This window comes from Clostridium sp. JNZ J1-5 (assembly GCF_053901425.1).
The window spans coordinates 795,826-818,355 of sequence record NZ_CM132773.1 but is presented as its reverse complement, the minus strand read 5'-3'; the positions used below and the strand labels follow the sequence as shown (position 1 = coordinate 818,355).

Here is a 22,530-nt window from a genome sequence, read left to right as displayed (position 1 = left end):
CACTGTATTATAGAATACTATATAAATAAATTTACTCCAGCATCATTTGCTTCTCCTAGGTAATATCCAACTCCACCTATTTTTACTCCATCTATTAATTCTTCTTGTTTAAAGCCTAAAAGGTCCATAGACATTTGGCAAGCAACTATTTCAACTCCACCAGCAATTGCTGATTTCATCAATGTTTCAAGAGATTCTACGTTTTTATTTTTCATAATTCCTCTTATCATTTTAGGACCAATTCCTGCCATGTTCATTTGAGAAAGCTTTAGTTTTTCTGAACCTTGAGGCATCATTTTACCAAACATTTTTTCAATAAATGTCTTTTTAACTGATATATTTTGATTTTTTCTTAAAATGTTTATTCCCCAGAAAGTAAAGAACATAGTAACCTTCTTACCCATAGCAGCTGCACCATTAGCTATAATGAAGGATGCAATAGCTTTATCTAAATCTCCACTAAAAACAACCATAGTTTGACCATTTTTAGTAGGAATTGAAACAGGATCAACAACAGATGAAACAGCCTCTTCACTGCAGCTCTTTCTTAAGGTTGCCTTTATAATCCCTTTATCTTTACTTACGCTAATTAATTCATTATTTGTAGTTCTGCACCAAGATTTTATATCTTCATAAAAGCCTGGATCAGAAGCCGAAACATTTAATGTGTCTCCAGTATTTAATTCATCTACAGCAGATTTAACTCTCATTAGTGGGCCAGGGCAGCTTAGTCCGCAGGCATCTAAATTTTTAACTATTCCAGTGTCAATTTTAGGATTGTCTATATTTTCAATTGTTGTATTTTTTTTATTGTCATTTCCTAAATTTTTAGGAGTAAATTTAGAGGCCATATATAGTTTAAAACCTCCTGTAACATTTTTAACTTTAAATCCATTCTGTTTAAGAAGTCTTTCAGCATAGTATCCTCTTTGACCAACTTGACAATAAGCCCAAATTTCTTTAGCTTTATCTAGCTCTCCTAATCTTTGTCTTAGTTGTTGTAGAGGAATATGAACTGAACCATCTATTGAACCAGTTTCTTGTTCTAAATCTGTTCTTACATCTAGAAGAATAATACTTTCTCTATTTCTAGAATCTATTTCTCTAGGAAGAACAACTTCTGATTTTCCACTTATAATATTTTCAGCAACATAGCCTGCCATATTAACAGGATCCTTTGCAGAAGAATATGGTGGTGCATAACATAGTTCAAGCTCAGTTAAATCTGCAATGTTTCCACCTAATCTTATTACAGTAGCAATATCATCGATTCTTTTATCTATTCCTACATAACCTATAGCCTGAGCACCAAAAATTTTACCCTCTTTATTGAAAATTAATTTTAGTGTTATAGGTGTTGCACCAGGGTAGTATGAAGCATGGCTTTGAGGAAATACATATATAGCTTCATAAGGTATATTCAATCTTTGAAGAGTTCTTTCATTACTTCCAGTAGCAGCACAAGTAAGGTCGCACACTTTTAATATTGATGAGCCTTGAGTCCCCTTGTAAGTTGTAGCTAAGCCACATACGTTATCAGCAGCAATTCTTCCTTGTTTGTTTGCAGGCCCAGCTAGAGGAATGGCAGTTTTTTGTCCGTTTATAAAATCTACTACTTCAACAGCATCTCCAACAGCATATATATCCTTTAAGTTAGTTTGTAAATGGTCATCTACTATTATGTGACCCTTTGGACCAAACTCTAGACCAGTGTTCTTAAGAAAAGCTACATCAGGGGTTACACCTATAGCTAAAATAACTATATCTGTATTTATATTTTCACCGCTGCTTAACTGAACATCTAATTTATTTCCATTATTATTGAAGGATTTAACACCATTATTTAAAACTAATTGAATATTATTATCTTGAAGTTCTTTTTCTGCAATTGTTACCATATCTGAATCAAAAGGCGCAAGAATATGAGGTGCAGCTTCAACTAATGTAACTTTTAAGCCTAAGTGGTTTAAGTTTTCAGCCATTTCTACACCTATAAAACCTCCACCTATAACAACAGCAGAATCTAAACTATTTTTAGTTACAAATTCTTTTATCTTATCAGTGTCATACATATTTCTTAAAGTAAATATTTTTTCATTATCTATTCCTGGAATAGGAGGTTTAATTGCCTTTGCACCAGGGGATAAAATTAATGCATCGTAAGATTCTACATATGTTCCATTATCAGAACTATTTACAGTAACTTCTTTTTTATCAGCATCAATTTTAATAACTTCACTATTAATTCTAACGTCAATATTAAATTTTTCTTTCATATCAGTTGGAGTTGTAACTAATAAATTTTCTCTTTCTTGAATAGTTCCTCCGATATAGTAAGGAAGACCGCAATTGGCGAAAGATATATAATTTCCTCTTTCAAAAATGACAACTTCTATATTTTCATCTAATCTTTTAAGTCTTGCAGCAGCTGATGCACCACCAGCAACTCCACCAACTATTAAAACTTTTTTACTCATGCAAAATCCCTCCATAGAATTAATACTTTTTATATAATCTAAATTTTAAATTTATTATTAATCATCTTCTCTAAGCAGCAGCTGAATAAGCTCCACTACTTTTTTATTTGTTACTTTATAATTTATCTCAAGACCATTTCTCTCACCATCTATAATGCCAAGATTTTTTAACTTTTGAAGATGACGAGAAACAGTTGGCTGAGGTATATCAAGGCAGCTTTGCATAGTTGAAACATTACATCCACCTTTATCAAGCAACCCTCTTATTATGCAAATACGAACAGGATGAGCTATTGCTTTCAATAGTTCAGCGGAGTCTTCGTATTTTTTAAAGTTATTATCCAAGTTGTTCACCTCTTAACTGTGGTTTAATTACTATATTTATATATTACAATATATGAATATAGTTTGTCAAATGTCAAACAAAATTTTTAGAAAATAATATTTATTAGGCTCTGTTTTAAATGAATGTTGATTCCATTATAATAAGAAATTAACAATCTCTTAAAGCATAGCTATTTATTAATATGATTTACTATTAAATAAAAAATAAACTCTACAGAATGTTCTGTAGAGTTTATTTTTTATTATAAAAATTTAAAATTCGTTAAATTATTTTTTACTTATTCTTATGTGAATTTCAAAATTCGCATTTATTTAGAATCTTCTTCTACTTCTTTTACCACGTCTTGCACTTCTTGAAATTAAACTAATTATGCCAATTATTAGGAATATTACTACTAAAACTCCCACTATAACACCAGCATAAAGAAGAGCATTTCCTTTTACAACATCCTTAGAGGAGACTGTAGGATATAAATCGTAAGTTTTTGTTGTTTCTCTTTCCTTTAGAACTAGTTTACCTATACTTTTATCTGTACTCAACTTGCTTGCCTTTACATCATTAGAAAGTTGGAATTCAGTTTTTGTTTCTGCTTTATTAATTTCATTGTCATAGTATAGAGCATCCTCTTTTAAGGTTACAGGAACTTTAATTTCTTTTTCAGGCCCGAAGAATTTCAGTGGCTTATATTTAAGTGTAAGAGTTTTTAATTCAGTATTAGCTTTGTATAGTGCTGCTGGTTTAGCTGCATAACTCCAGTTTATTATTTTTGCCATGTCATTGAATACATAAGTATCATTAGCATCATAAGCAGATTTCATTACAACTCCGATTAAATCTCTTCCGTCTTTTTGGAAAACTGTAACAAGACATCTTCCAGCCTTTGAAGTATATCCAGTTTTTCCTCCTACGGCAACAGCATTTGAAGCAGGCACTTGGTTAAGGTCAATACCTATTTTATTAGCAAAAGCAGTATCGATTTTTTCACCAAGCAGCTTATTCCTATTTTCCACATAAGCTATAGTGCCATTTGAAATTTCTATTTTATCTTTTTTAGTTGCCATAACTTTTTTAACCCAAGGGTTTTTGTATGCTTCTCTTGCAATTACACTTAAATCATAAGCAGAAGTGTAATGATTATCAATATTAGTATCTAACCCGTTAGGTGTTACAAAGTGAGTATGTTTTAATCCTAACTTTTTTATTCTATCATTCATCATATTAGCAAATCCTGCAGGACTTCCACCTAAGTTATCTGCTATCATAGAAGCTGAATCATTTGCTGAATATAGAAGAAGAGCTTTCATTACATCTTCAGCAGTCATTGTGTCATTAACACGTATTTTATTGCGACCTACAAGATTGTATAGTGAATATTCAGGCTGACTAGAAGCATTTTGTGTATATGTAAGTACATCTTTTGGTTGCCTATTCTCAGCAAGTAGTAGTGCAGTTAAAAGTTTTGTAGTGCTTGCTGGATACATTGGAGATACATCTGCATCTTTAGCGTATATAATTTCTCCAGTAGCAGCATCAAGTACTATAGCTGATTTACCATAAATTCTTGGTAGGTCTGCATTTGCAGCAAGAACTGTGGTAGAAAATGAAAATAAGAAAAATAGTGTTAGAATTAAAGTTGAAAATTTACGTCTCAAGATTCATCTCTCCCAATTTTAAAATTTTGATTCTAGATTTAAATACGATTTTAGTATAACATTTTAATATAGTTATAACAACAGGAAAAAGAAGTGTATACGAATTTAGGAGGCGCATAAAATGGAGCAAATTAAGAAAATATTTCACAATAGGAAAGCTAAACCTATTGGAAGATTTAATACTAGTGCAGTAATGATTTTACTATTAGAAGAAGATAATGAATTATATATATTATTTGAAAAAAGAGCTTTAACTTTAAGAAAGCAGCCAGGTGATATATCACTACCAGGAGGGGCTATAGAGGAAGGGGAAAGACCTAGAGATGCAGCTATAAGAGAGACAGAGGAAGAATTAAATGTTATAGGAGAGGACATAGAATTTTTAGGTAATATGGATTATTTTATAAGTCCATATAGTACAATTATATTTCCATTTGTGGGAAAAATTAAAGCGCAGACTATTACTCCAAATAAAGATGAAGTGGATCATGTTTTTAAAGTACCATTGAAATTTTTTTTAGAGAACGAACCAATTATGCATGAAGTGGAGTTAAAACCATATTTTAAAGAAGATTATCCATATCATCTTATATATGGTGGAAAGAACTACAAATTTAGCACTAGAAAATATGATCAGTATTTCTACATATATAATGATTATGTAATCTGGGGATTTACTGCCCAAGTTATAAAAAGTTTTATAGACATAATAAAGGGAGAAGGGTTTTTCTTATAAAGATAAAGATTAAATTTAAACATAGATAAGTTCATAAACAGATTTCTAAGCTTCAGAGGGAGTTTTTACTCCCACTGAAGCTTATTAACAGAATTCTTAGGAGTTTCACTCCTTAGAAGTCGTTATCCTTTAGGGGAAATCGTTATCCAGGGACGTAGCCGCTCTTTACTCCCGCTTTGAATAAAAGCAGAGAGTCCAAATCTTTGATTTGGTGCGAATCGCTTTCACAGAGTGCGATGGGAGTATTAGAGCGGGTAGTCATCGGATAAAAAGTTAATGTAAGGGTACATTATATAGTAACAGAATTTAATGGATAAAGCTAACTAAACAAGGAGCGTTTTTATGAGAAATAATATTTTAAAAATAGCCTCGAAGGTTCTGTTAATATGTACTTTTTCAATAATATTAAATAGTTTATATACAGACATTTGCCCAAAAGCAATTTGTTTACAAGAGAATATCTCTAGTGTAGATGATAATTTAATTGAGAGAATTTTGAGGAGCAAAAGCGATTTATTTGGAGAGATATTAAATAATTCAGATAAGTATGAAGTTCAGATAATGTATACTCAAATTGATAGAGATAAAAGTGATGGAATTAAATTTAATACCTTTAGATACAATGTGGATAAGGATAAATATTTTTATCCTGCCAGTTCAGTTAAATTGTCAGCTTGTGCTTTAGCTTTAGAAAAATTAAATAACTTAAATATAAATAAATATACACCATTAAAAATAGGAAAAGAACGGAGTTCACAAACCCAAGTAAAGTATGATTTTAGCTCTAGTAATAGTTGTCCTTCTATTGCTAACTATATAAAGAAGGTTCTAGTAATCAGTGACAATGAAGGTTTTGACAGATTATATGAATTTCTAGGACAGGAATATTATAATGAAACTTTATGGAAAAAGGGATATAAGGATACTTTAATACTTCATAGATTAGAAAATATAATGAATGATGAAGAGAACAGGTATACCAATTCATTTACCTTTTACAGAAATAAGGATACAATTTATCAACAACCTGTGGCCTATAATTCAAAAAACTATTCAAATAATCTAAAGACATTAACTAAAGGCAAAGGGTATTACAATGGAAAGACATTTATAAAATCTCCTAAGGATTTTTCAAAAAGTAATTATTTTTCAATAGAATGCCTCCAAGGGATAATAAAATCTATAATATTTCCAGAATCCATACCAGAAGATGAAAGATTCAATCTTAAAGAAGAAGATTATAAGTTTTTAAGGAGGTATATGTCTATGCTTCCTAGAGAATGTGATAATCCTAAATGTAATTTTAAAGATAGCCATGTTAAATATTTTATGTTTGGGGATAGCAATGGTGCTATTCCAGATAATATTAAAATATATAATAAAAGCGGATGTGCATATGGCTATTTGATAGATAATGCATACATAATTGATAAAACTAAAGGGATTGAATTCATGTTAACCAGTGTAATTTATACAAATAGTAATGAGATTTTTAACGACAATAAGTATGAGTATAATAATATAGGAATTCCTTTTTTATCAAATCTGGGAAAAGTAATATATGAATATGAGGCTAATGGGAGAAATATATAAAGCTAACCCAGTTAAGGATTAGCTTTTTCAATTTTTTTACTACGAGAGCCAACTGCTATTATGGAGATTACTTCTACAGCTACATATATAAAAAAGTAAATCATATTTACTAAGCCTCTAGCATAAAAAAACTTTAGATAAACAAATACTATCAATGAGATTATAGTCCAAACTCCCGATAAGTTTGCCATATTTGAATTTCTAAAACGCCATTCTTCTGGATTTTTCATTTTTCCAATTATCTTATCTCTGGATTCACCTTCAGAACTGGTTTTTATAACTAAAGATTTAAAGTATAAAAAAAATGCAGCTGCAATTAAGGCCATACCTAAAAATACATAAGATAGAGAACTACTTGTAAAATACATAATGCAACACCTCTTATAAATTTTTAATATTAGTATCTCTCAAAAATTTGTAGCTATGCCTTTTATCAGATTTAATCCTTTTTAGCTAAAGTTGAAAAAACAGTAACTTGATAAAAATTTTTATAAAGTCTAATATATTGTATAGGAGTAAAAAAGACTACTATTAATAACTGAGGAGGGGTAAAAATGGACAAAATACATAATTGGCATAATGAGATTATTGGTAAAAAGGTAGTAGAGGCATTAAGAAAGAATTGTTTTGACGCAATATATATGACAAGCAAAGAAGAAGCAGCTGATTATATTTTAAAGAATGTAAAAAGTGGAGATAGCGTAGGCTTTGGAGGTTCAGCAACTATAAAAGAACTAAATATCCAAGACAAAATAAAACAAATGGGATCTAAAATATTAGATCATGCTGCACCTGAACTCTCTCCAGAAGAAAAAATGCAAGTGAAAAGAGAACAGCTAATAAGTGATTTATTTTTGTGCAGTAGTAATGCTATTACGTTAAATGGAGAACTAGTAAATGTAGATGGAGCAGGAAATAGGGTAGCTGCCATGACTTTTGGGCCTAAAAAAGTAATAGTTGTTGTTGGAACCAACAAAATATGTAAAGATGAAGAGGCTGCTTTTGAAAGAATAAAAATGGAAGCTGCGCCTATGAATACTAAGAGATTAGGACTATCTACACCATGTGCTGCAACTGGCATATGTATGGATTGTAAATCAGAAGACAGAATTTGTAGAGCTTATTCAGTTTTAAAGAAAATGCCAATGAATGCAGATATAACAGTTATTATAGTTGGAGAAAGTTTAGGGTTTTAAGATAATATAATAGTAGGTATATAGTTTTATAGGCATATAATTTACTAAGGTATTTATGTGTCTATAAGTTTATTTTTTGAAAATATAAGTATCTCATATACAAAATAGAAAAAAGTATTTAAATTTGGTAGTATGTGGTATATAATATACTTACGAGATAACATTGCGGGAGGTATATTATATGTCTAGGTGCACATTTTTATCTACTCATAGTAATAAAGTAATATGCTTTAGAGAATGTCCATTCTATGATTGTCAAGAAAATGAGGGGATTTGTCCTTTTGAATCTGTAACTAAGGACAAGATGTTAAATTCAAGTATGTTTTATGAATACGATTTAATAGAAAATGATAGCATAACATTGTTAGAAGAACTGTATGAAAACAATAAGTACCTAAAAATTCTTCAAGCTTAAATAATAGACATAGTTTAGTTGGTTACACTTCCTTTAAGTTAACAAAGAGGTTGTCTTGAAATGAGTTTATAAAAGTTCATTTCAAGACAACCTCTTAATTTTATACTATTCTATTCATATATATCTGAGTATCTGTTAAGTAAGTCATGTTTTAGATTCCAAAGGTTTTTAGAAAGGTCTACATAATATGTATGAGGATTTTCAAATCTCAAAACCTCATCCCAAAGTTTACTAGTTTCTTGCTTAACATAGTCCTGAATATGTTTTACGCTTGGAGTTTTATAGCAAGGTTCGCCTTTATCAAATATTTGTACCATTAATTCTTTAGCATAATAGTTATTTAATTTTTTCTTTTTCCAAGTATGAATAGGGTCAAATATTTCAAGAGGCTTACTATCATCTATTATTTCATCATGAAGGCATATTAAATCAGCTATAGCTTTATCTGAACATTTATCAAATAATCTATATATCTTTTTAAATCCAGGATTTGTGATTTTTTCTTCATTTTCGCTTATTTTTATTTTTGGTATAATTTCTCCGTTTTCTTCAATAGCTGCTAGTTTATACACGCCGCCAAATACAGGTTCAGATCTTGCAGTTATAAGTCTTTCACCTACACCAAAGCTATCAATTTTTGCTCCTTGGCTTAACACGTCTGTAATTATATGTTCATCTAATGAGTTGGATACTACTATTTTAACATCTGGATATCCAGCTTCGTCTAAGATTTGTCTACATTTCTTAGTTAAATAAGTAATATCACCACTATCTATCCTTATTCCCTTAGGTCTATAACCTTTAGGTTTTAAAACTTCATCGAAAACTTTTATAGCATTAGGTAATCCTGATTTTAATACGTTATATGTATCTATTAAAAGTAAACAACTATCAGGATAAGTTTCAGCCCAAGCCTTAAAAGCTTTGTATTCAGTAGGAAATAACTGAACCCAGCTATGTGCCATTGTACCTGAGGCTGGAACTTTAAACATTTGTTCAGCTATAGTACAAGCTGTAGCACTACATCCTCCAATTATTGCTGATCTTGCTCCGTAAATGGCACCATCGTAACCTTGAGCACGACGAGAACCAAATTCCATGACAGGTCTATCTTCTGCAGCTCTACAAATTCTGTTTGCTTTTGTAGCAATTAGTGTTTGATGATTTATTGTTAAAAGAATCATTGTTTCTACAAATTGCGCCTGTATTATTGGCCCTCTTACAGTCACTAAAGGTTCACTAGGAAAAACAGGATTTCCTTCAGGTATTGCCCATACATCACAGGAAAACTTAAAGTTCTTTAGATAATCAATAAATTTATCTGAAAAACAGTTTTTACTTTTTAGATAATCAATATCTTCATCAGTAAATTTTAAATTTGATAAGTATTCCATTAATTGTTCAACACCAGACATTATGCAATATCCGCCGCCGTCTGGAATTCTTCTAAAGAACATATCAAAATAAGCAATTTTTTCTCCAACATTTTGATCTAAATAGCCATTTCCCATAGTTAATTCATAAAAATCTACTAACATGGTAAGGTTTCTTCCGTTTTTAATATTAAATAAATTATTATCCATTGATTTCCCCTCTAACTATTAAATTGTGTCATTTACAGTCGTTTCACATGTGCATAGATAGTTTTATTTTAATCCCTTATTAAAATTATTACAACAATTTTTAGAATTTAACAAGATAAGACTATTATATGTAAATATTAAAATTTGATTATTATAGCTGAAAAAGTCTATAATTCTATATGATATACTTTTTTATTATGATTTAAAGAGCAGGTGTAAAAATGAATAAAAATTTAATTAGAGAATTTTATGTGCTAAGAGATAAAATAATTGAAAATAGATATAGAAAATTAAATGACCAACAAAGAAGTGCTGTTTTAAGCAATGATAAAAATTTAGCTATTATTGCTTGTCCAGGGGCAGGAAAAACTACAACTCTTATAAATAGAATAGATTACTTGGTTACATTCGGATTAACATATAGATCTGAATATTATCCAGAAAGTATAAATAATGAAGATATACTCTTATTAAAAAAATACTTGAATAATAATGAATTAGATGAAAATAGACTTAATTATTTATTAGGTAGAAAGTCTGAAAAACCAGAAAATATAGTGGTGATAACTTTTACTAGAGCTGCTGCCTTAAATATGAAAAAGAGATATAAAACATTGAATAAATCAAAAAGTGCTCCGTTTTTTGGCACATTTCATGGATTGTTTTATAAGATTTTAAGTAGAAAATATAAAAAAATAGATATTATAAATACTTCAAATGCTTATAGATTAATTAAAGGTGTACTAACTACTTATTTAGATGAAGTAAATGAAGAAAAGGTAAAAGAAATATTAAATAGTATATCCTCCTATAAAACTAGTGAAATGAATATGGAGGATTTTTCACCAGATATAGATAAAGAAATTTTTATAGAATGTTATAGAGTGTATGAAGACTATAAAAATACAAATAATTTGCTGGATTTTGATGATTTGCAAATTAGATGCAAAGAATTATTTTTAAGAAATAAAGAATTATTAGATGGATATAAAAGGCTGTTTAAATATATATTAGTAGATGAATTTCAAGATTGTGATTCTATGCAGGTAGAAATACTAAAGCTTCTAAATGATAAAAACTCAGTATTTTCTGTAGGAGATGAGGATCAGTGCATCTATGGATTTAGAGGTTCTAAGCCGGAATGCATTGTAAATTTTGAAAAACATTTTAAGGATGGTAAAAAGATATTTCTATCTACAAATTATAGATGTCCTAAAAGTGTTGTGGAAATATCAAATAATTTAATAAAAAATAATAAAATAAGAAATGAAAAAGATATGAAGGCATATAATCACAATATAACCAAGATAAATGCTAAAAGTCATTTTAACGAAAGAGAGCAAGCAGAAGAGATAGCTTTAAATATTATAAAGCTTATAGCATCTAAGACCTATAGCTATGAAGATAATGCAATTCTCTATAGAACAAATGTTGAAAGTAGAAGTATAATAGATTCTTTCATTAGGAAAAAGGTACCTTTTAAGTTGTTAGATAAGGAGTATAACTTCTTTGAACATTTTATATGTAAGGATATTTTAGCCTATCTTAAGCTCAGTATAGATAGAACTGACAAAGAATGTTTTGCTAGAATAATAAATAAGCCCTTTAGATATATAAGTAAAGTAAATATTGAAAAGGTTAAGAGAAATGCTCATAGAGAAGATTGCTTTGATAAATTAAAAGAGATTGATAATATAGCTATATTTCAACTTAAAAATATAGATAATTTAAAAAGGGATATACAAAACTTAAATAAGATGTCCTTAGCCGGGGCAATAAATTTTATATTAAAAGATTTAGGTTATTATGACTATTTAAAAGAATACAGTTTAAAATATAAATTGGATATGTCAGAGCTGGAGGATATTGTAGGTGAATTTGTAAACTCAGCAGAAGGGTATAACACTATAATAACCTTTTTAGCCCATGTAGACGAGGTAGAAGAACAGATCAATAAAAACAAAAGTGAAGACAGTAATGATGGCGTTATATTAAGCACTATACATGGAGTAAAGGGAATGGAATTTAAGAATGTCTTTATTATAAATTGTAATGAAGACACTATACCTCATATAAATAGTGTGGATAAAAACTTAGAAGAAGAGAGAAGATTATTCTATGTAGGAATTACAAGAACTATAGATAATCTATGGCTAGGTGTATCAAATGAGATACGTGGAAAGTCTAAAACTATTTCTAGATTTATTAAAGAGTGTAAATTAGAAGAAATTATAAAAAGCCAATATAATGTAGGAGACTTTATAATACATAACACATTTGGAAAGGGCAGAATAGAATTTGTGGATGATAATAGAATTGAAATAAATTTTGAAAATAGTATGCACAGAACTTTTGACCCTACTGTACTATATAATAATGGATTAATTAAAAAAATTGTGTAATAAAGGCATGAGAGCCTCTCTTCGGCTTCCATGCCTAAATAATAGTTATCATAGAATGCTATTATTATATCTAGTCTAACCTCCAGTTAATGACTAAGCAAGTACATAAAATGTAACTTTTGCCACTTAACATTGCCCTTTTATTGAATCATATGTAATTATAACTGGAAAGTCTGCTGGGGATATCGATAATACTAGATCTTTTCCTTGTTTACTTTTATACCTTACAGAATACTCTCCAAAGCCATATGCATATTCTGCACTATCAAATTTCAAGTCGCTATTGGGGTAATTTCTAGCTACGTAAATTGAAGCAGTTGTTCTTGCAACAATATAAGGTATAACTCCTGTAAACTCTAATAAAGCTAGAATTATCACTGCAATAATTCTTATACGTTTAGATTTCTTCACTTTTGACACCATCCTCATTAGAAAAATTTTTACTTATATATTTTTCACTATATGCAATATAACTATTAGTACACTCTACTCGATCCATTTACCGAGTACACAAACTTATTATTTCTATATTGACCTAGATGAATAAAAAACTCCAGTATCTTATGCCGAAGAAAGCTTCAAAAGATTATATAACTAAAAATAGTAGTATATATTAACTTTCATATACTACTATTTTTTATATGTTAGAAATGTATAAATTCTATGTTAACATAACCTGAGATTGCAGAAAGTGCTGGATACTTTTGTCGAATAGTTGAATGCCCTGCCAATAGAAAGTCCTTATTTACCGAATCATACTGCGATATAATCATAATATGCGTTGGCATTGTAATTATAGAGCCAACTACTGCCTTACGAAATACAACTGCATCTCCACGATAAATTGTCTTATTATATATTGTAGAATGGTTTGCAGCATAATCACTAGTTGTATACTGAAGCACACTACCTCTTGTGTCCCAGAATGATGTAAATTGTACAGCACTAATCCATGGACTTGGATCAGTTAGTGTCCAACTATAATTTAACTGATCAGAACTTAATGGATGTAGATATGTTGAATTTTTCTTATAGCAGTACCAATTTTCCTGCATTGGCATACCCCCACCAAGATACATAGCTTGTGATACAAAGTTAGCACAATCACTTTGCCACAGATCAAATGCCGGAAATCCTGAATTATAGGAATTATAATTATTATAAGCCCAATCAGCTGCACCACTTCCATTGTATGTACCTGTATAACTAGCAGCATTTAGAGTAGCTGTATTTATACTATCTTCTGATACTATACCATTTTTTTCTTTTTCTTCTTTATCATTTATATTCACTTTAACTTGAGGAGTGATACTATTAAGAAATGATATTGAAGCGGGATCTTTTGAGTTTCTTGCATATCTTTTTAGATAACCTTTTAAGGTTTCTTGATCTTCTTTATCTTTTACATTAGAATATATTTCTATTATGTTTTTCATCGTAGCTATTTTGCCATCTGCTTCAGTAGCTAAAGTGTTTTTATCTAATTCATCATTTTTGATATAATTCTTCAGAATTTTAGCTACCTTCATGTCTTCGTTGTAGTATTCTTCTAAACCAGCTATTATTATCTTTTCCTCTACTTCTGGATCAACTAGATATTCTTTTGATTTATCTAGCGAATCTGTTGATTCTAACTTGCTAATTTTTTCATTCAAGTAAGCTTGGACATATGGATTTTTAGATAAATTATTTGTTTGGACAGCTGATGCTATGCTACTACTGCCTAAAAGATTAAATGTAAGAGTCGTGGAACCAATTAATAGACCACATATAAATTTTTTTAGTTTTAACACATAAAAACCCCCTTAAAAATAATATAAATTAAGTTAATAACAAAATATTATCATATATACAAAATATTTACAACATTTTTTTGAAAATATATTGAATTTTATACATTATTTATCATATTTTTCATCATTTATCCAATTAGATTCTTAATTGATACTTATACCTAGATTAAGCTTATTGAATAAGAGCATTGAATATCTATTAATTCTGAAGCATAAATATTATCTTTGCCAACTTGCCCTAAATCTATTGCTGTTCTTTTTAACCTTGATTTAATCGCTTCAGATGTACATTTACCGTCATTATTTACATCTACCTTTGATTGATATGATAATGGCAGTGATACAGTTTCAGTTACGTGTGGTGCTACCATTGACGTTCCATTTAAAGTTGCATAAGTTGAACTTTTATATGCAGAATATATATCTACACCTAGAGCTGATAAACCCACTAAAATGTACTAACTTGGTTGTTTATATCAGTTGTTGCAACAGATATAACCTTTGAATATGCTGCTGGATACATAATATGAGTGCTTGTACTATTTTTAGCTGCTACAATTTGAATTACATCAGTTTGATTTGTTTTTATAACAGCATCATGTAAAGCTTGCTAATCTAATACCTGCTAACTTATATTAATTACCTGTATACCATTATTTATGAATCATTCAAGTCCTATAAAATAGGTTATTTATGAAAATAATAGGGTATACACCGATAAAATAAGTGAACACAGTAATCTTTTAACAAAGTTGATATAGTTTATATAATTGATATATATTACATTACTAAATTTTACACAAATATTAATAAATTGTAAATAATCATTTTTACATTATATACTATTTATTTTCTGTTTATAGTCGCATTCTCAATTGAAGAATGGCAAATAAAAGTCTATTTTAGGGGAATATTAAAAACAGTTATTCTTAATATGTTAATTTACTTCTTTATAGGGTAGTTATGGATGTAATTAATTTTGAAAATAGTATGCACAGAACTTTTGATCCTACTGTACTATATAATAATGGATTAATTAAAAAAATTGTGTAATATAAAGATAATAGTATAGAACAAAAAAACTATGTGATATTCTTAAAATCTAGGTTTAATAGATAAGTTGACATATTTATTTTTAATGTGTTAAACTAATTCTAGAAAATAATTGGCCTGTAGTATAATCATTTGGCTAGGTAGGGAGTGAGTGACATGATTCCTTTTAAAAGAATGTGGGAAGATGCCTTATCAATGATTTCAAAAGATGAAATAACAAATATATACATAATAGAAAAATACGGAAGCGGATTTGTTGTTGAAGAAGAGGGTGTAACTGAATTTATTAATAAGGATGACTTTATTGAATTTTGGTGCAAAATGCTTTGCTTCAAAGAATTTTCAAAAGAAGAAGCGCTACAACAAGGAAAGCTAAAATATGTATATGAAGTGATTAAAAGACTACCTTATGTAAATGAAAAATCCAATGTTCTAAGACTAGTGGATTAAATAACCAAACTTACTGCAGAGTTTGTTGAATAAAGTAAAAGTATAATATATAATTTTATTAGGCTCATATTCATAGAATATGAGCTTTTATATTGGGCTAAAAGGAGAGTTTAATATGAAACTTTTAGATATTAATCCAAAGGATATAATTTTTGCATTAGATATAGGAACACGTTCAATTATTGGTACAATTGGTGTAGTTAGAGATAAAAAGTTTAATGTTATATGTGAAAGATACTTAGAGCATCAAGAAAGAGCAATGATTGATGGACAAATTCATGATGTGAATTTAGTTGCAAGCACTGTTAATTCAATAAAGAAGTCTATAGAAGAAGAGATAGGTTTTAAATTAAATGAAGTTTCTATAGCAGCAGCAGGAAGATTTTTAAGAACCACAGAAGTAAAAGTGGAAATTGAAGTAGATGAAAATGGAGAAATAGATAGAGAGCTGATTAGAAGCCTTGAACTTACAGCAGTAAAAAAAGCTGAAGAAGAAGTAAATAGAGAAACTGAAGGAAAACTTTACTGTGTAGGATATAGCGTGAAAAATTATTATTTAAATGGATATATTATATCAAACTTACTTTCACAAAAGGGTGAAAGTATTTCAGCAGATGTAATTGCAACATTTCTTCCAAGATCTGTTGTGGATAGTCTTTATTCTGTTATGAAAAAAGTAGATCTAAATGTAATTAGTTTAACATTAGAGCCTATTGCAGCTATTGAAGCTGCAGTTCCTAAAAAACTAAGATTACTTAATATTGCTTTAGTTGATGTGGGAGCAGGAACTTCTGATATTGCCATAAGTAGTAATGATAGTATTAGTGCATATGGAATGGTACCTATGGCTGGAGATGAGATTACTGAAGTTATAGTACAAAATTATTTAGTGGATTTTAATACTGCAGAAGAAATAAAGAAAAAATTGACTAAAGAAGAAAGAATAAAATATACAGATATTTTAGGAATAGAAAATGATGTGCCTTCTGAAAGTATTATAAAAACTATAAATCCTATAATAGAAAAAATATCTAATGAGATTGCTAATAAAATCATAGAGCTAAATGGTGGTAAAGCGCCTAATGCAGTTTTTTTAGTAGGAGGAGGGGCACATACACCTAACTTTAAAGATGCATTATCTGAAAAGCTAGGCTTGCCCTCACAAAGAATAGGTATAAAGGGAAGAGAAGCAGTTATAGAATGTACAAACTTTAATGAAGAATTAGGAAGTACTGGAGTCACTGTGCTAGGAATTGCCCTTATAGCAATTAAAAAATCAGGCAATGATTTTATAGATGTAATATTAAATAACGAAGTGATAAGCCTTTTTAACTCACATAAACACACAGTTATGGATGTGATGCTTCAGGCTGGAATTAGCCACAAAGTATTGGTTGGCAAGAATGGGAAAAATATTAGATTTACCTTAAATGGTATAAAAAGAGTTGCCTTTGGAACATTAGCTGAAAGTGCACAGATAAAGATAAATGATAAAGTTGGAAGCATTGATACAGAAATAAAAGAAGGGGATAATATTGAAATAATTTTCGCAAAGGATGGAAAAGACGCTTCACCAAAGATAATGGAATTTGTGAAAAAAATAAATTCAGTAAGTTTCTATTTCAATGATATAATTCAAAATTTGGACCCAGTGATTTTTGCAAATAAAAAAATGGTATCTCTTGAAGAGCATATAAAAGAGGGAGATGAATTAGAAATATTATTTCCTTCTACATTAGGGGATTACATAAAATATTTTAATGATGAGGATAAAGAAGGGGAATACTATTTAAGAGATTCAGAGATAGCATTTGATTATGTTATTAAAGAAGGGGACAGAATATATAAAAAAGATAGAGAATATATAGATAGTATAGAAGAAAGTTCTGAGGAAGAAATTTTAGAAGTTGAAAATCATATAGAAAGTACTAAGAATAGCACTAATGATACAGTTGAGCCAGTTAATAGTGAAGAAAATTTAAATATTAATGAAACAGGTAGACAAGAGGTTGCAGCTGAAAAAGAAGTAGAAGAAAACCAACTTAAAGTTATAGTGAATGATGAACCTGTAATATTAAAGGGAAAAGATAAATATGTATTTATAGATATTTTTAATTACATAGAATTTAATTTAACCATACCTCAAGGTAATTTAAGACTTTTATTGAATGACAAGAAGGCTGGATATTATGATGAATTAAAATATGGAGACATTATAAAAATTTATTGGGAATAACTTGTAAAGGGGCTATATTATAATGAATTTTTTGAACAGAGCAGAAGAAATAAAAGACCAATTAGTAGATATAAGAAGGGATTTTCATATTAACCCTGAGTTAGACTATGACCTTCCAAGGACGGTGGAAAAAGTAAAATATTTCTTAGAAAAAGAAGGCATAGAATATATACAAACTTCTAAAAATGGAATTTGTGGTATCATAAAGGGCAGTGGGGATAAAACTATAGGTATAAGGGCTGATATGGATGCTCTTCCTATAGAAGATAAAAAAGCATGTGAATATTCATCTAAATCAAAAGGAAAGATGCATGCCTGTGGTCATGATGTTCATACAACTGTACTTTTAGGAGCTGCCAAAATATTAAATGAAATTAAGGATAAGCTAAACGGAAATATAAAACTCTTATTTGAACCAGCTGAAGAGACTACAGGTGGTGCTATTCACATGATCCAAGAAGGAGTGTTAGAAAATCCTAGAGTGGATGCTATAATAGGACTTCATGTGGAGCCGAATATTGAAGTTGGAAAAATAGGTATAAAAAGAGATGTAGTAAATGCAGCCTCTAACCCTTTTAATATAAAAATAATTGGAAAAGGGGGGCATGGTGCATATCCACACAGTACCATAGATCCAATAGCAATCAGTGCAAATGTTATCACAGCGCTTCAAAATATAGTTAGCCGTGAAATTCCCCCAACAGATCCAGCTGTTATAACTATTGGATCTATACATGGAGGAACTGCACAAAACATAATACCTGATGAGGTAGAGATAAGAGGAATAATGAGAACCATGACTAGTGAACATAGAGAATATGTTAAAAGTAGGCTAGTAGAAGTAGTTGAAGGAATAACTGCTTCTATGAGGGGAAAGTGTGAAATTAATATAGAGGAAAGCTATCCTTGTTTATATAATGATGATAAAGTAGTAAAAATATTAGAGGATGGGGCAGAAAGTATAATAGGAAAAGAAAATGTAGTAAAACTTCAAAAGCCAACCATGGGAGTTGAAAGTTTTGCATATTTTTCATTAGAAAGACCGTCAGCTTTTTATTACTTGGGCACAAGAAATGAAAAAAGAGGAATAGTACATCCGTTACACAGCAATCTTTTTGATGTGGATGAAAATAGTATAGCTATCGGAGTTGCAATACAATGTGAAACTGCAGTGAGACTCTTAAATAAGTTGGAAAAATAAAGAATGATTTGTAAATTATAATGTTTATAGTTGTAAACTTATTATGGTTAGTATATAATTTTTGATGTTGCGTCGAAAAATGATGATAGTAAGACTATGATGCAATATTATGCGGAGGTATAAAATGAGAATTGAAATAGGACCAAATGAGGCAGGACAAAGAGTAGATAAGTTTTCAAGAAAATTACTGAAAGATGTACCTCTAGGAGCAATATTTAAAGCTCTTAGAAAAGGGGACATAAGAGTTAATGATAAAAAAGTTAAGCAGGATTATTTTTTAATAGAAGGAGATATATTAGAAACTAAATATATCCAATCTGAAAAAAAAGAGCAAGTGAGAGAATATAATGAAGTAGATTACAGTTCTATTAAGATTACATATGAAGATGAGAACATGGTAATCGTGGAAAAATGGCCTGGGGTTCTTGTACATTCAGATAGAAAAGAAGGAGAACCATCTTTAACAGATTATGTACTATCATATCTTCATGAAAAAGGAGATTATATTCCTGAAGATGAAATTACTTTTACACCGGCACCATGTAATAGGCTAGATAGAAACACGTCAGGTTTAGTTATATTTGGTAAGAATTTTCAAAGCTTGAAGCTTTTAAATGAAATGATAAGAGAAAGAAAAATTAAAAAGTATTATAATGCATTAGTAAAAGGAAAGCTTAAAGAAGGGTGCTATGAAGCATATATTTTAAAAAATGAAGTAAATAATATTTCTCAAATTTCTGCTAATAAAAAACCAGATTCTAAGAAAATAGCTATGGAAGTTAAAGTGTTGGATACTGTAGGAAGTTTTTCATTCTTAGAATTGGACTTAATTACAGGAAGAAGTCATCAACTAAGAGCTCATTTATCATATTTAGGTAATCCTATAATAGGAGATACTAAATATGGAGATAAGAAATTAAATAACTTTTTCAATAACAAATATGGATTAAGTTTTCAATATCTTTATGCATATAAATTAGTTTTTAAAGATTGTCCAAAAGAGCTTGCTTATATGGAAAATAAAGTTGTAACAGAATCACTACCACCAATTTTCAAGAAGATTAAAAAGGATGCTTTAAAATTTTAGGGGAGTTTTAGTATGAAAAAACAATCAACTACTAAAGGTTTCGCCATATTGTCAGCAGCGGGGATAATTGTAAAATTATTATCCCTTTTATACATACCTTTTTTGAAAAGGATAATTACACTAAATGGATATGGCATATATGGTGCATCATATAAAATATATGTATGGATATATGTTCTTGCAAACTCAGGAATACCTGTTGCTATATCAAAATTAGTGTCAGAATACATAGCTTTAGGTCACTATAAAGATGCTGTTAAAAGTTTTAAGATAGCAAGATTTATGATGCTTATAATTGGTACTGTAATGAGTTTAATGATGTTCATATTTGCAGGCCCATTAGCTCGTGCTATTGGCTATGAAAGCTCAAAATTAGCTATTATGGCATTAGCTCCAACCATATTTTTTACATCAATTGTTTCATCTTATAGAGGTTATTTCCAGGGTAGAGGGAATATGACTCCCACTGCGGTGTCTCAAATTCTAGAGCAAATAATCAATACTATATTTACATTAGTATTTGCAGCTATGTTTATGAAATATGGAGTGGAGGCAGGATGTGCAGGAGGTACTTTAGGTACTTCACTAGGTTCCCTGATAGCTGCTGTATATCTTATATTTGTATATGAAAAAAATAAAGTCATTAAAGTTCCTAAAGGATATAGAGAGCTAGATAGGAGCAGACATACTAATAAACAGTTAGCTAAAAGAATAGTTCAGTACGGACTTCCACTTGTTATATGTGTAGGACTTCAATATTCAGGAGATATTATTGATTTAGGAATAGTTAAAAGAAGACTTCTTCATTCGGGTTTGGGGGAAATTGGAAGTAATGAGAAGTTCGCTCTATTTAATATGTATAGAACTCTATTAAGTGTGCCAATAACTCTAGTGTCAGCACTGGCAGCTTCTGTATTACCAGCTATATCAGGGGCATATTCACTAAAGGATAAGAAGAGTGTTCAAAATAAAGTAAATTATGCATTTAGATTTTGCTTTTTAGTAGCAATTCCATCTGCAATAGGACTTGCAGTTTTAAATAATGCAGTATTCCAATTACTATTTAAAGAAGAACAAGGTGGAGTACTATTGCTTTATGGTTCAGTAGTTTTAATTTTAAATTCTATTGTTTTAATACAAACTTCTATACTTCAAAGTGTAGGAAAGCTATATACTTCAACACTATTTATGGTATTGGGCGTATTTGGTAAGATATTAACAAATTATATTTTAGTTGGAATACCTAAGGTAAATATAATAGGTGCAATTTACGGTAATATGGTATTTTTCTTAATACCTCTTATACTTAACTATATGCTTATAAATAAAACACTTAAAATTAGAGTTAAGCTTTCAACTCATTTTGTAAAACCATTTTTATCTTCTGCTTTAATGGGATTAGTGGTTTACGGAGTTTATGCTGTTCTAACAATACTTTTATTAAGATCTTCTATTACAGGATATATAAACAATGCAATAGCTACTATTATAGCTATTGCAATAGGAGTATTTGTTTATATGTATGGTCTTGCCATAACAGGAGGAATAACTAGAAAAGACATGGATGAATTGCCTTCTAAAATTACAAGATTAATACCTAGGGCAATTCTTAAGAGAATCAAATAATAAGTAAAGTGCGACAAAATAGCGGCATGTAAGATTACTAGGCTAACGCATATATGTATCATTGAGAAACCTTCAATTGATACATATATGCTAGCCAGTAATCTTACATGCCTTAATTAGTTACAACTAGTAATTACTATAGTAAATACTGAAATGACTTCAAAAAGCAAAATGATAATTTTGCATGGCGTAATCACACTATAAAGTTACTACGTAAGCATTATTGAGTACAACTTAAAGAATTACTATAAATAAATGCGATAGCATGTTGATATTTTTCAAAACTGTTTTTTAATAGTTATACATACTAGATAAATATTTCTAAGGAGTAAAACTTCTAATAATTATGTTAATAAGCTTCAGTTGGAGTTACAAGTCTCCTCTGAAGTCTAGGATTCTTCTTATATACCTTAATTAATTGTAATCAGGAGGTACTAGCATAAATTCAAAAGGCTTACGCCTAAAACCCTGGCACCCTAATCGGGTTAAAGCGCTTTGCGCTTTTTTAATAAGTCAATTAATATAATACTTACACTGTCCATTAAATTAACTATAGTCTAAATAGTCATTACTATTACAGTTGTTAATTTTTGTATAAGCAATAGCGGCCTTGATTTACCCAATTTAAGGTGCTGAAAGTAAGAGGGTGTATAATTCATTAAGAGAATTTTGAGCAAGTCTTAG

18 protein-coding genes are annotated in these 22,530 nt (G+C 29.6%); 10 read left to right on the top strand and 8 right to left on the bottom strand.

The features are described from left to right. Window positions 1-17 precede the first annotated feature (17 nt). From ACWW38_RS04085 to ACWW38_RS04075, 3 genes are all read right to left on the bottom strand, one after another. Complete coding sequence (locus ACWW38_RS04085; protein ID WP_456259536.1) at window positions 18-2,477, bottom strand: FAD-dependent oxidoreductase; 2,460 nt, start codon at window positions 2,475-2,477, stop codon at window positions 18-20. 57 nt (window positions 2,478-2,534) lie between these two features. Then, entirely contained in the window at window positions 2,535-2,822 is a 288-nt protein-coding gene (locus ACWW38_RS04080) for an ArsR/SmtB family transcription factor (protein ID WP_456259535.1), read from the bottom strand. Window positions 2,823-3,134: 312 nt separating this feature from the next. Beyond that, the gene (locus ACWW38_RS04075; protein WP_456259534.1) at window positions 3,135-4,475 is read right to left on the bottom strand and encodes a D-alanyl-D-alanine carboxypeptidase family protein; all 1,341 of its coding nucleotides are present in this window, start codon (window positions 4,473-4,475) and stop codon (window positions 3,135-3,137) included. Between the two features lie 121 nt (window positions 4,476-4,596). Here ACWW38_RS04075 and ACWW38_RS04070 point away from each other — a divergent pair, with 121 nt between their 5' ends. After that, window positions 4,597-5,211 (top strand): NUDIX hydrolase, encoded by a 615-nt coding sequence (locus tag ACWW38_RS04070; RefSeq protein ID WP_456259533.1) that lies wholly within the window; start codon window positions 4,597-4,599, stop codon window positions 5,209-5,211. Between the two features lie 342 nt (window positions 5,212-5,553). Continuing rightward, on the top strand, window positions 5,554-6,804 hold the full coding sequence (locus tag ACWW38_RS04065) for a serine hydrolase (protein ID WP_456259532.1): 1,251 nt from the start codon (window positions 5,554-5,556) through the stop codon (window positions 6,802-6,804). A gap of 11 nt (window positions 6,805-6,815) precedes the next feature. Here ACWW38_RS04065 and ACWW38_RS04060 read toward each other — a convergent pair whose 3' ends face one another. Beyond that, complete coding sequence (locus ACWW38_RS04060) at window positions 6,816-7,172, bottom strand: hypothetical protein (protein WP_456259531.1); 357 nt, start codon at window positions 7,170-7,172, stop codon at window positions 6,816-6,818. Window positions 7,173-7,358: 186 nt separating this feature from the next. Between ACWW38_RS04060 and ACWW38_RS04055 the strand changes: the two genes are divergently transcribed. Both ACWW38_RS04055 and ACWW38_RS04050 read left to right on the top strand, forming a co-directional pair. Continuing rightward, window positions 7,359-8,000: a lactate utilization protein gene (locus tag ACWW38_RS04055; protein WP_456259530.1), complete on the top strand. Its 642-nt coding sequence runs from the start codon at window positions 7,359-7,361 to the stop codon at window positions 7,998-8,000. A gap of 181 nt (window positions 8,001-8,181) precedes the next feature. Continuing rightward, a complete protein-coding gene (locus ACWW38_RS04050) occupies window positions 8,182-8,415 on the top strand; it encodes a hypothetical protein (RefSeq protein WP_456259529.1) in 234 nt (77 codons plus the stop codon). A gap of 110 nt (window positions 8,416-8,525) precedes the next feature. On the opposite strand, the gene ACWW38_RS04045 is transcribed toward ACWW38_RS04050, so the two are convergent. Next, complete coding sequence (locus tag ACWW38_RS04045) at window positions 8,526-9,998, bottom strand: nicotinate phosphoribosyltransferase (protein WP_456259528.1); 1,473 nt, start codon at window positions 9,996-9,998, stop codon at window positions 8,526-8,528. A 221-nt stretch (window positions 9,999-10,219) separates the two neighbouring features. Between ACWW38_RS04045 and ACWW38_RS04040 the strand changes: the two genes are divergently transcribed. Further along, window positions 10,220-12,400, top strand: coding sequence for an ATP-dependent helicase (locus ACWW38_RS04040; RefSeq protein WP_456259527.1), 2,181 nt, complete (start codon window positions 10,220-10,222; stop codon window positions 12,398-12,400). 126 nt (window positions 12,401-12,526) lie between these two features. Here the strand turns inward: ACWW38_RS04040 and ACWW38_RS04035 are convergent, their stop codons facing one another. From ACWW38_RS04035 to ACWW38_RS04025, 3 genes are all read right to left on the bottom strand, one after another. Further along, complete coding sequence (locus ACWW38_RS04035; protein ID WP_456259526.1) at window positions 12,527-12,811, bottom strand: hypothetical protein; 285 nt, start codon at window positions 12,809-12,811, stop codon at window positions 12,527-12,529. Window positions 12,812-13,044: 233 nt separating this feature from the next. Beyond that, window positions 13,045-14,193, bottom strand: a complete 1,149-nt coding sequence (locus ACWW38_RS04030; protein ID WP_456259525.1) for an amidase domain-containing protein — start codon at window positions 14,191-14,193, stop codon at window positions 13,045-13,047. Between the two features lie 161 nt (window positions 14,194-14,354). Continuing rightward, window positions 14,355-14,642, bottom strand: coding sequence for a S8 family serine peptidase (locus ACWW38_RS04025; protein ID WP_456259524.1), 288 nt, complete (start codon window positions 14,640-14,642; stop codon window positions 14,355-14,357). 760 nt (window positions 14,643-15,402) lie between these two features. On the opposite strand from ACWW38_RS04025, the gene ACWW38_RS04020 reads away from it, so the two are divergent. From ACWW38_RS04020 to ACWW38_RS04000, 5 genes are all read left to right on the top strand, one after another. After that, a complete protein-coding gene (locus ACWW38_RS04020; RefSeq protein WP_456259523.1) occupies window positions 15,403-15,696 on the top strand; it encodes a hypothetical protein in 294 nt (97 codons plus the stop codon). A 115-nt stretch (window positions 15,697-15,811) separates the two neighbouring features. Continuing rightward, a complete protein-coding gene (locus tag ACWW38_RS04015) occupies window positions 15,812-17,932 on the top strand; it encodes a cell division protein FtsA (protein WP_456259522.1) in 2,121 nt (706 codons plus the stop codon). 22 nt (window positions 17,933-17,954) lie between these two features. Beyond that, entirely contained in the window at window positions 17,955-19,133 is a 1,179-nt protein-coding gene (locus tag ACWW38_RS04010; protein WP_456259521.1) for a M20 metallopeptidase family protein, read from the top strand. A gap of 124 nt (window positions 19,134-19,257) precedes the next feature. Then, window positions 19,258-20,220: an RluA family pseudouridine synthase gene (locus ACWW38_RS04005; protein ID WP_456259520.1), complete on the top strand. Its 963-nt coding sequence runs from the start codon at window positions 19,258-19,260 to the stop codon at window positions 20,218-20,220. Between the two features lie 12 nt (window positions 20,221-20,232). Next, entirely contained in the window at window positions 20,233-21,846 is a 1,614-nt protein-coding gene (locus ACWW38_RS04000; protein ID WP_456259519.1) for a putative polysaccharide biosynthesis protein, read from the top strand. The last annotated feature ends 684 nt before the right edge of the window (window positions 21,847-22,530 follow it).

Bases quoted from the DNA above. Each gene is read 5' to 3' on its own strand.
- ACWW38_RS04065 (WP_456259532.1), top strand. From the start codon at position 5,554: ATGAGAAATAATATTTTAAAAATAGCCTCGAAGGTTCTGTTAATATGT.
- ACWW38_RS04060 (WP_456259531.1), bottom strand. From the start codon at position 7,172: ATGTATTTTACAAGTAGTTCTCTATCTTATGTATTTTTAGGTATGGCC.
- ACWW38_RS04045 (WP_456259528.1), bottom strand. From the start codon at position 9,998: ATGGATAATAATTTATTTAATATTAAAAACGGAAGAAACCTTACCATG.
- ACWW38_RS04010 (WP_456259521.1), top strand. From the start codon at position 17,955: ATGAATTTTTTGAACAGAGCAGAAGAAATAAAAGACCAATTAGTAGAT.
- ACWW38_RS04000 (WP_456259519.1), top strand. From the start codon at position 20,233: ATGAAAAAACAATCAACTACTAAAGGTTTCGCCATATTGTCAGCAGCG.
- ACWW38_RS04005 (WP_456259520.1), top strand. From the start codon at position 19,258: ATGAGAATTGAAATAGGACCAAATGAGGCAGGACAAAGAGTAGATAAG.
- ACWW38_RS04040 (WP_456259527.1), top strand. From the start codon at position 10,220: ATGAATAAAAATTTAATTAGAGAATTTTATGTGCTAAGAGATAAAATA.
- ACWW38_RS04070 (WP_456259533.1), top strand. From the start codon at position 4,597: ATGGAGCAAATTAAGAAAATATTTCACAATAGGAAAGCTAAACCTATT.
- ACWW38_RS04020 (WP_456259523.1), top strand. From the start codon at position 15,403: ATGATTCCTTTTAAAAGAATGTGGGAAGATGCCTTATCAATGATTTCA.
- ACWW38_RS04085 (WP_456259536.1), bottom strand. From the start codon at position 2,477: ATGAGTAAAAAAGTTTTAATAGTTGGTGGAGTTGCTGGTGGTGCATCA.
- ACWW38_RS04055 (WP_456259530.1), top strand. From the start codon at position 7,359: ATGGACAAAATACATAATTGGCATAATGAGATTATTGGTAAAAAGGTA.
- ACWW38_RS04015 (WP_456259522.1), top strand. From the start codon at position 15,812: ATGAAACTTTTAGATATTAATCCAAAGGATATAATTTTTGCATTAGAT.
- ACWW38_RS04050 (WP_456259529.1), top strand. From the start codon at position 8,182: ATGTCTAGGTGCACATTTTTATCTACTCATAGTAATAAAGTAATATGC.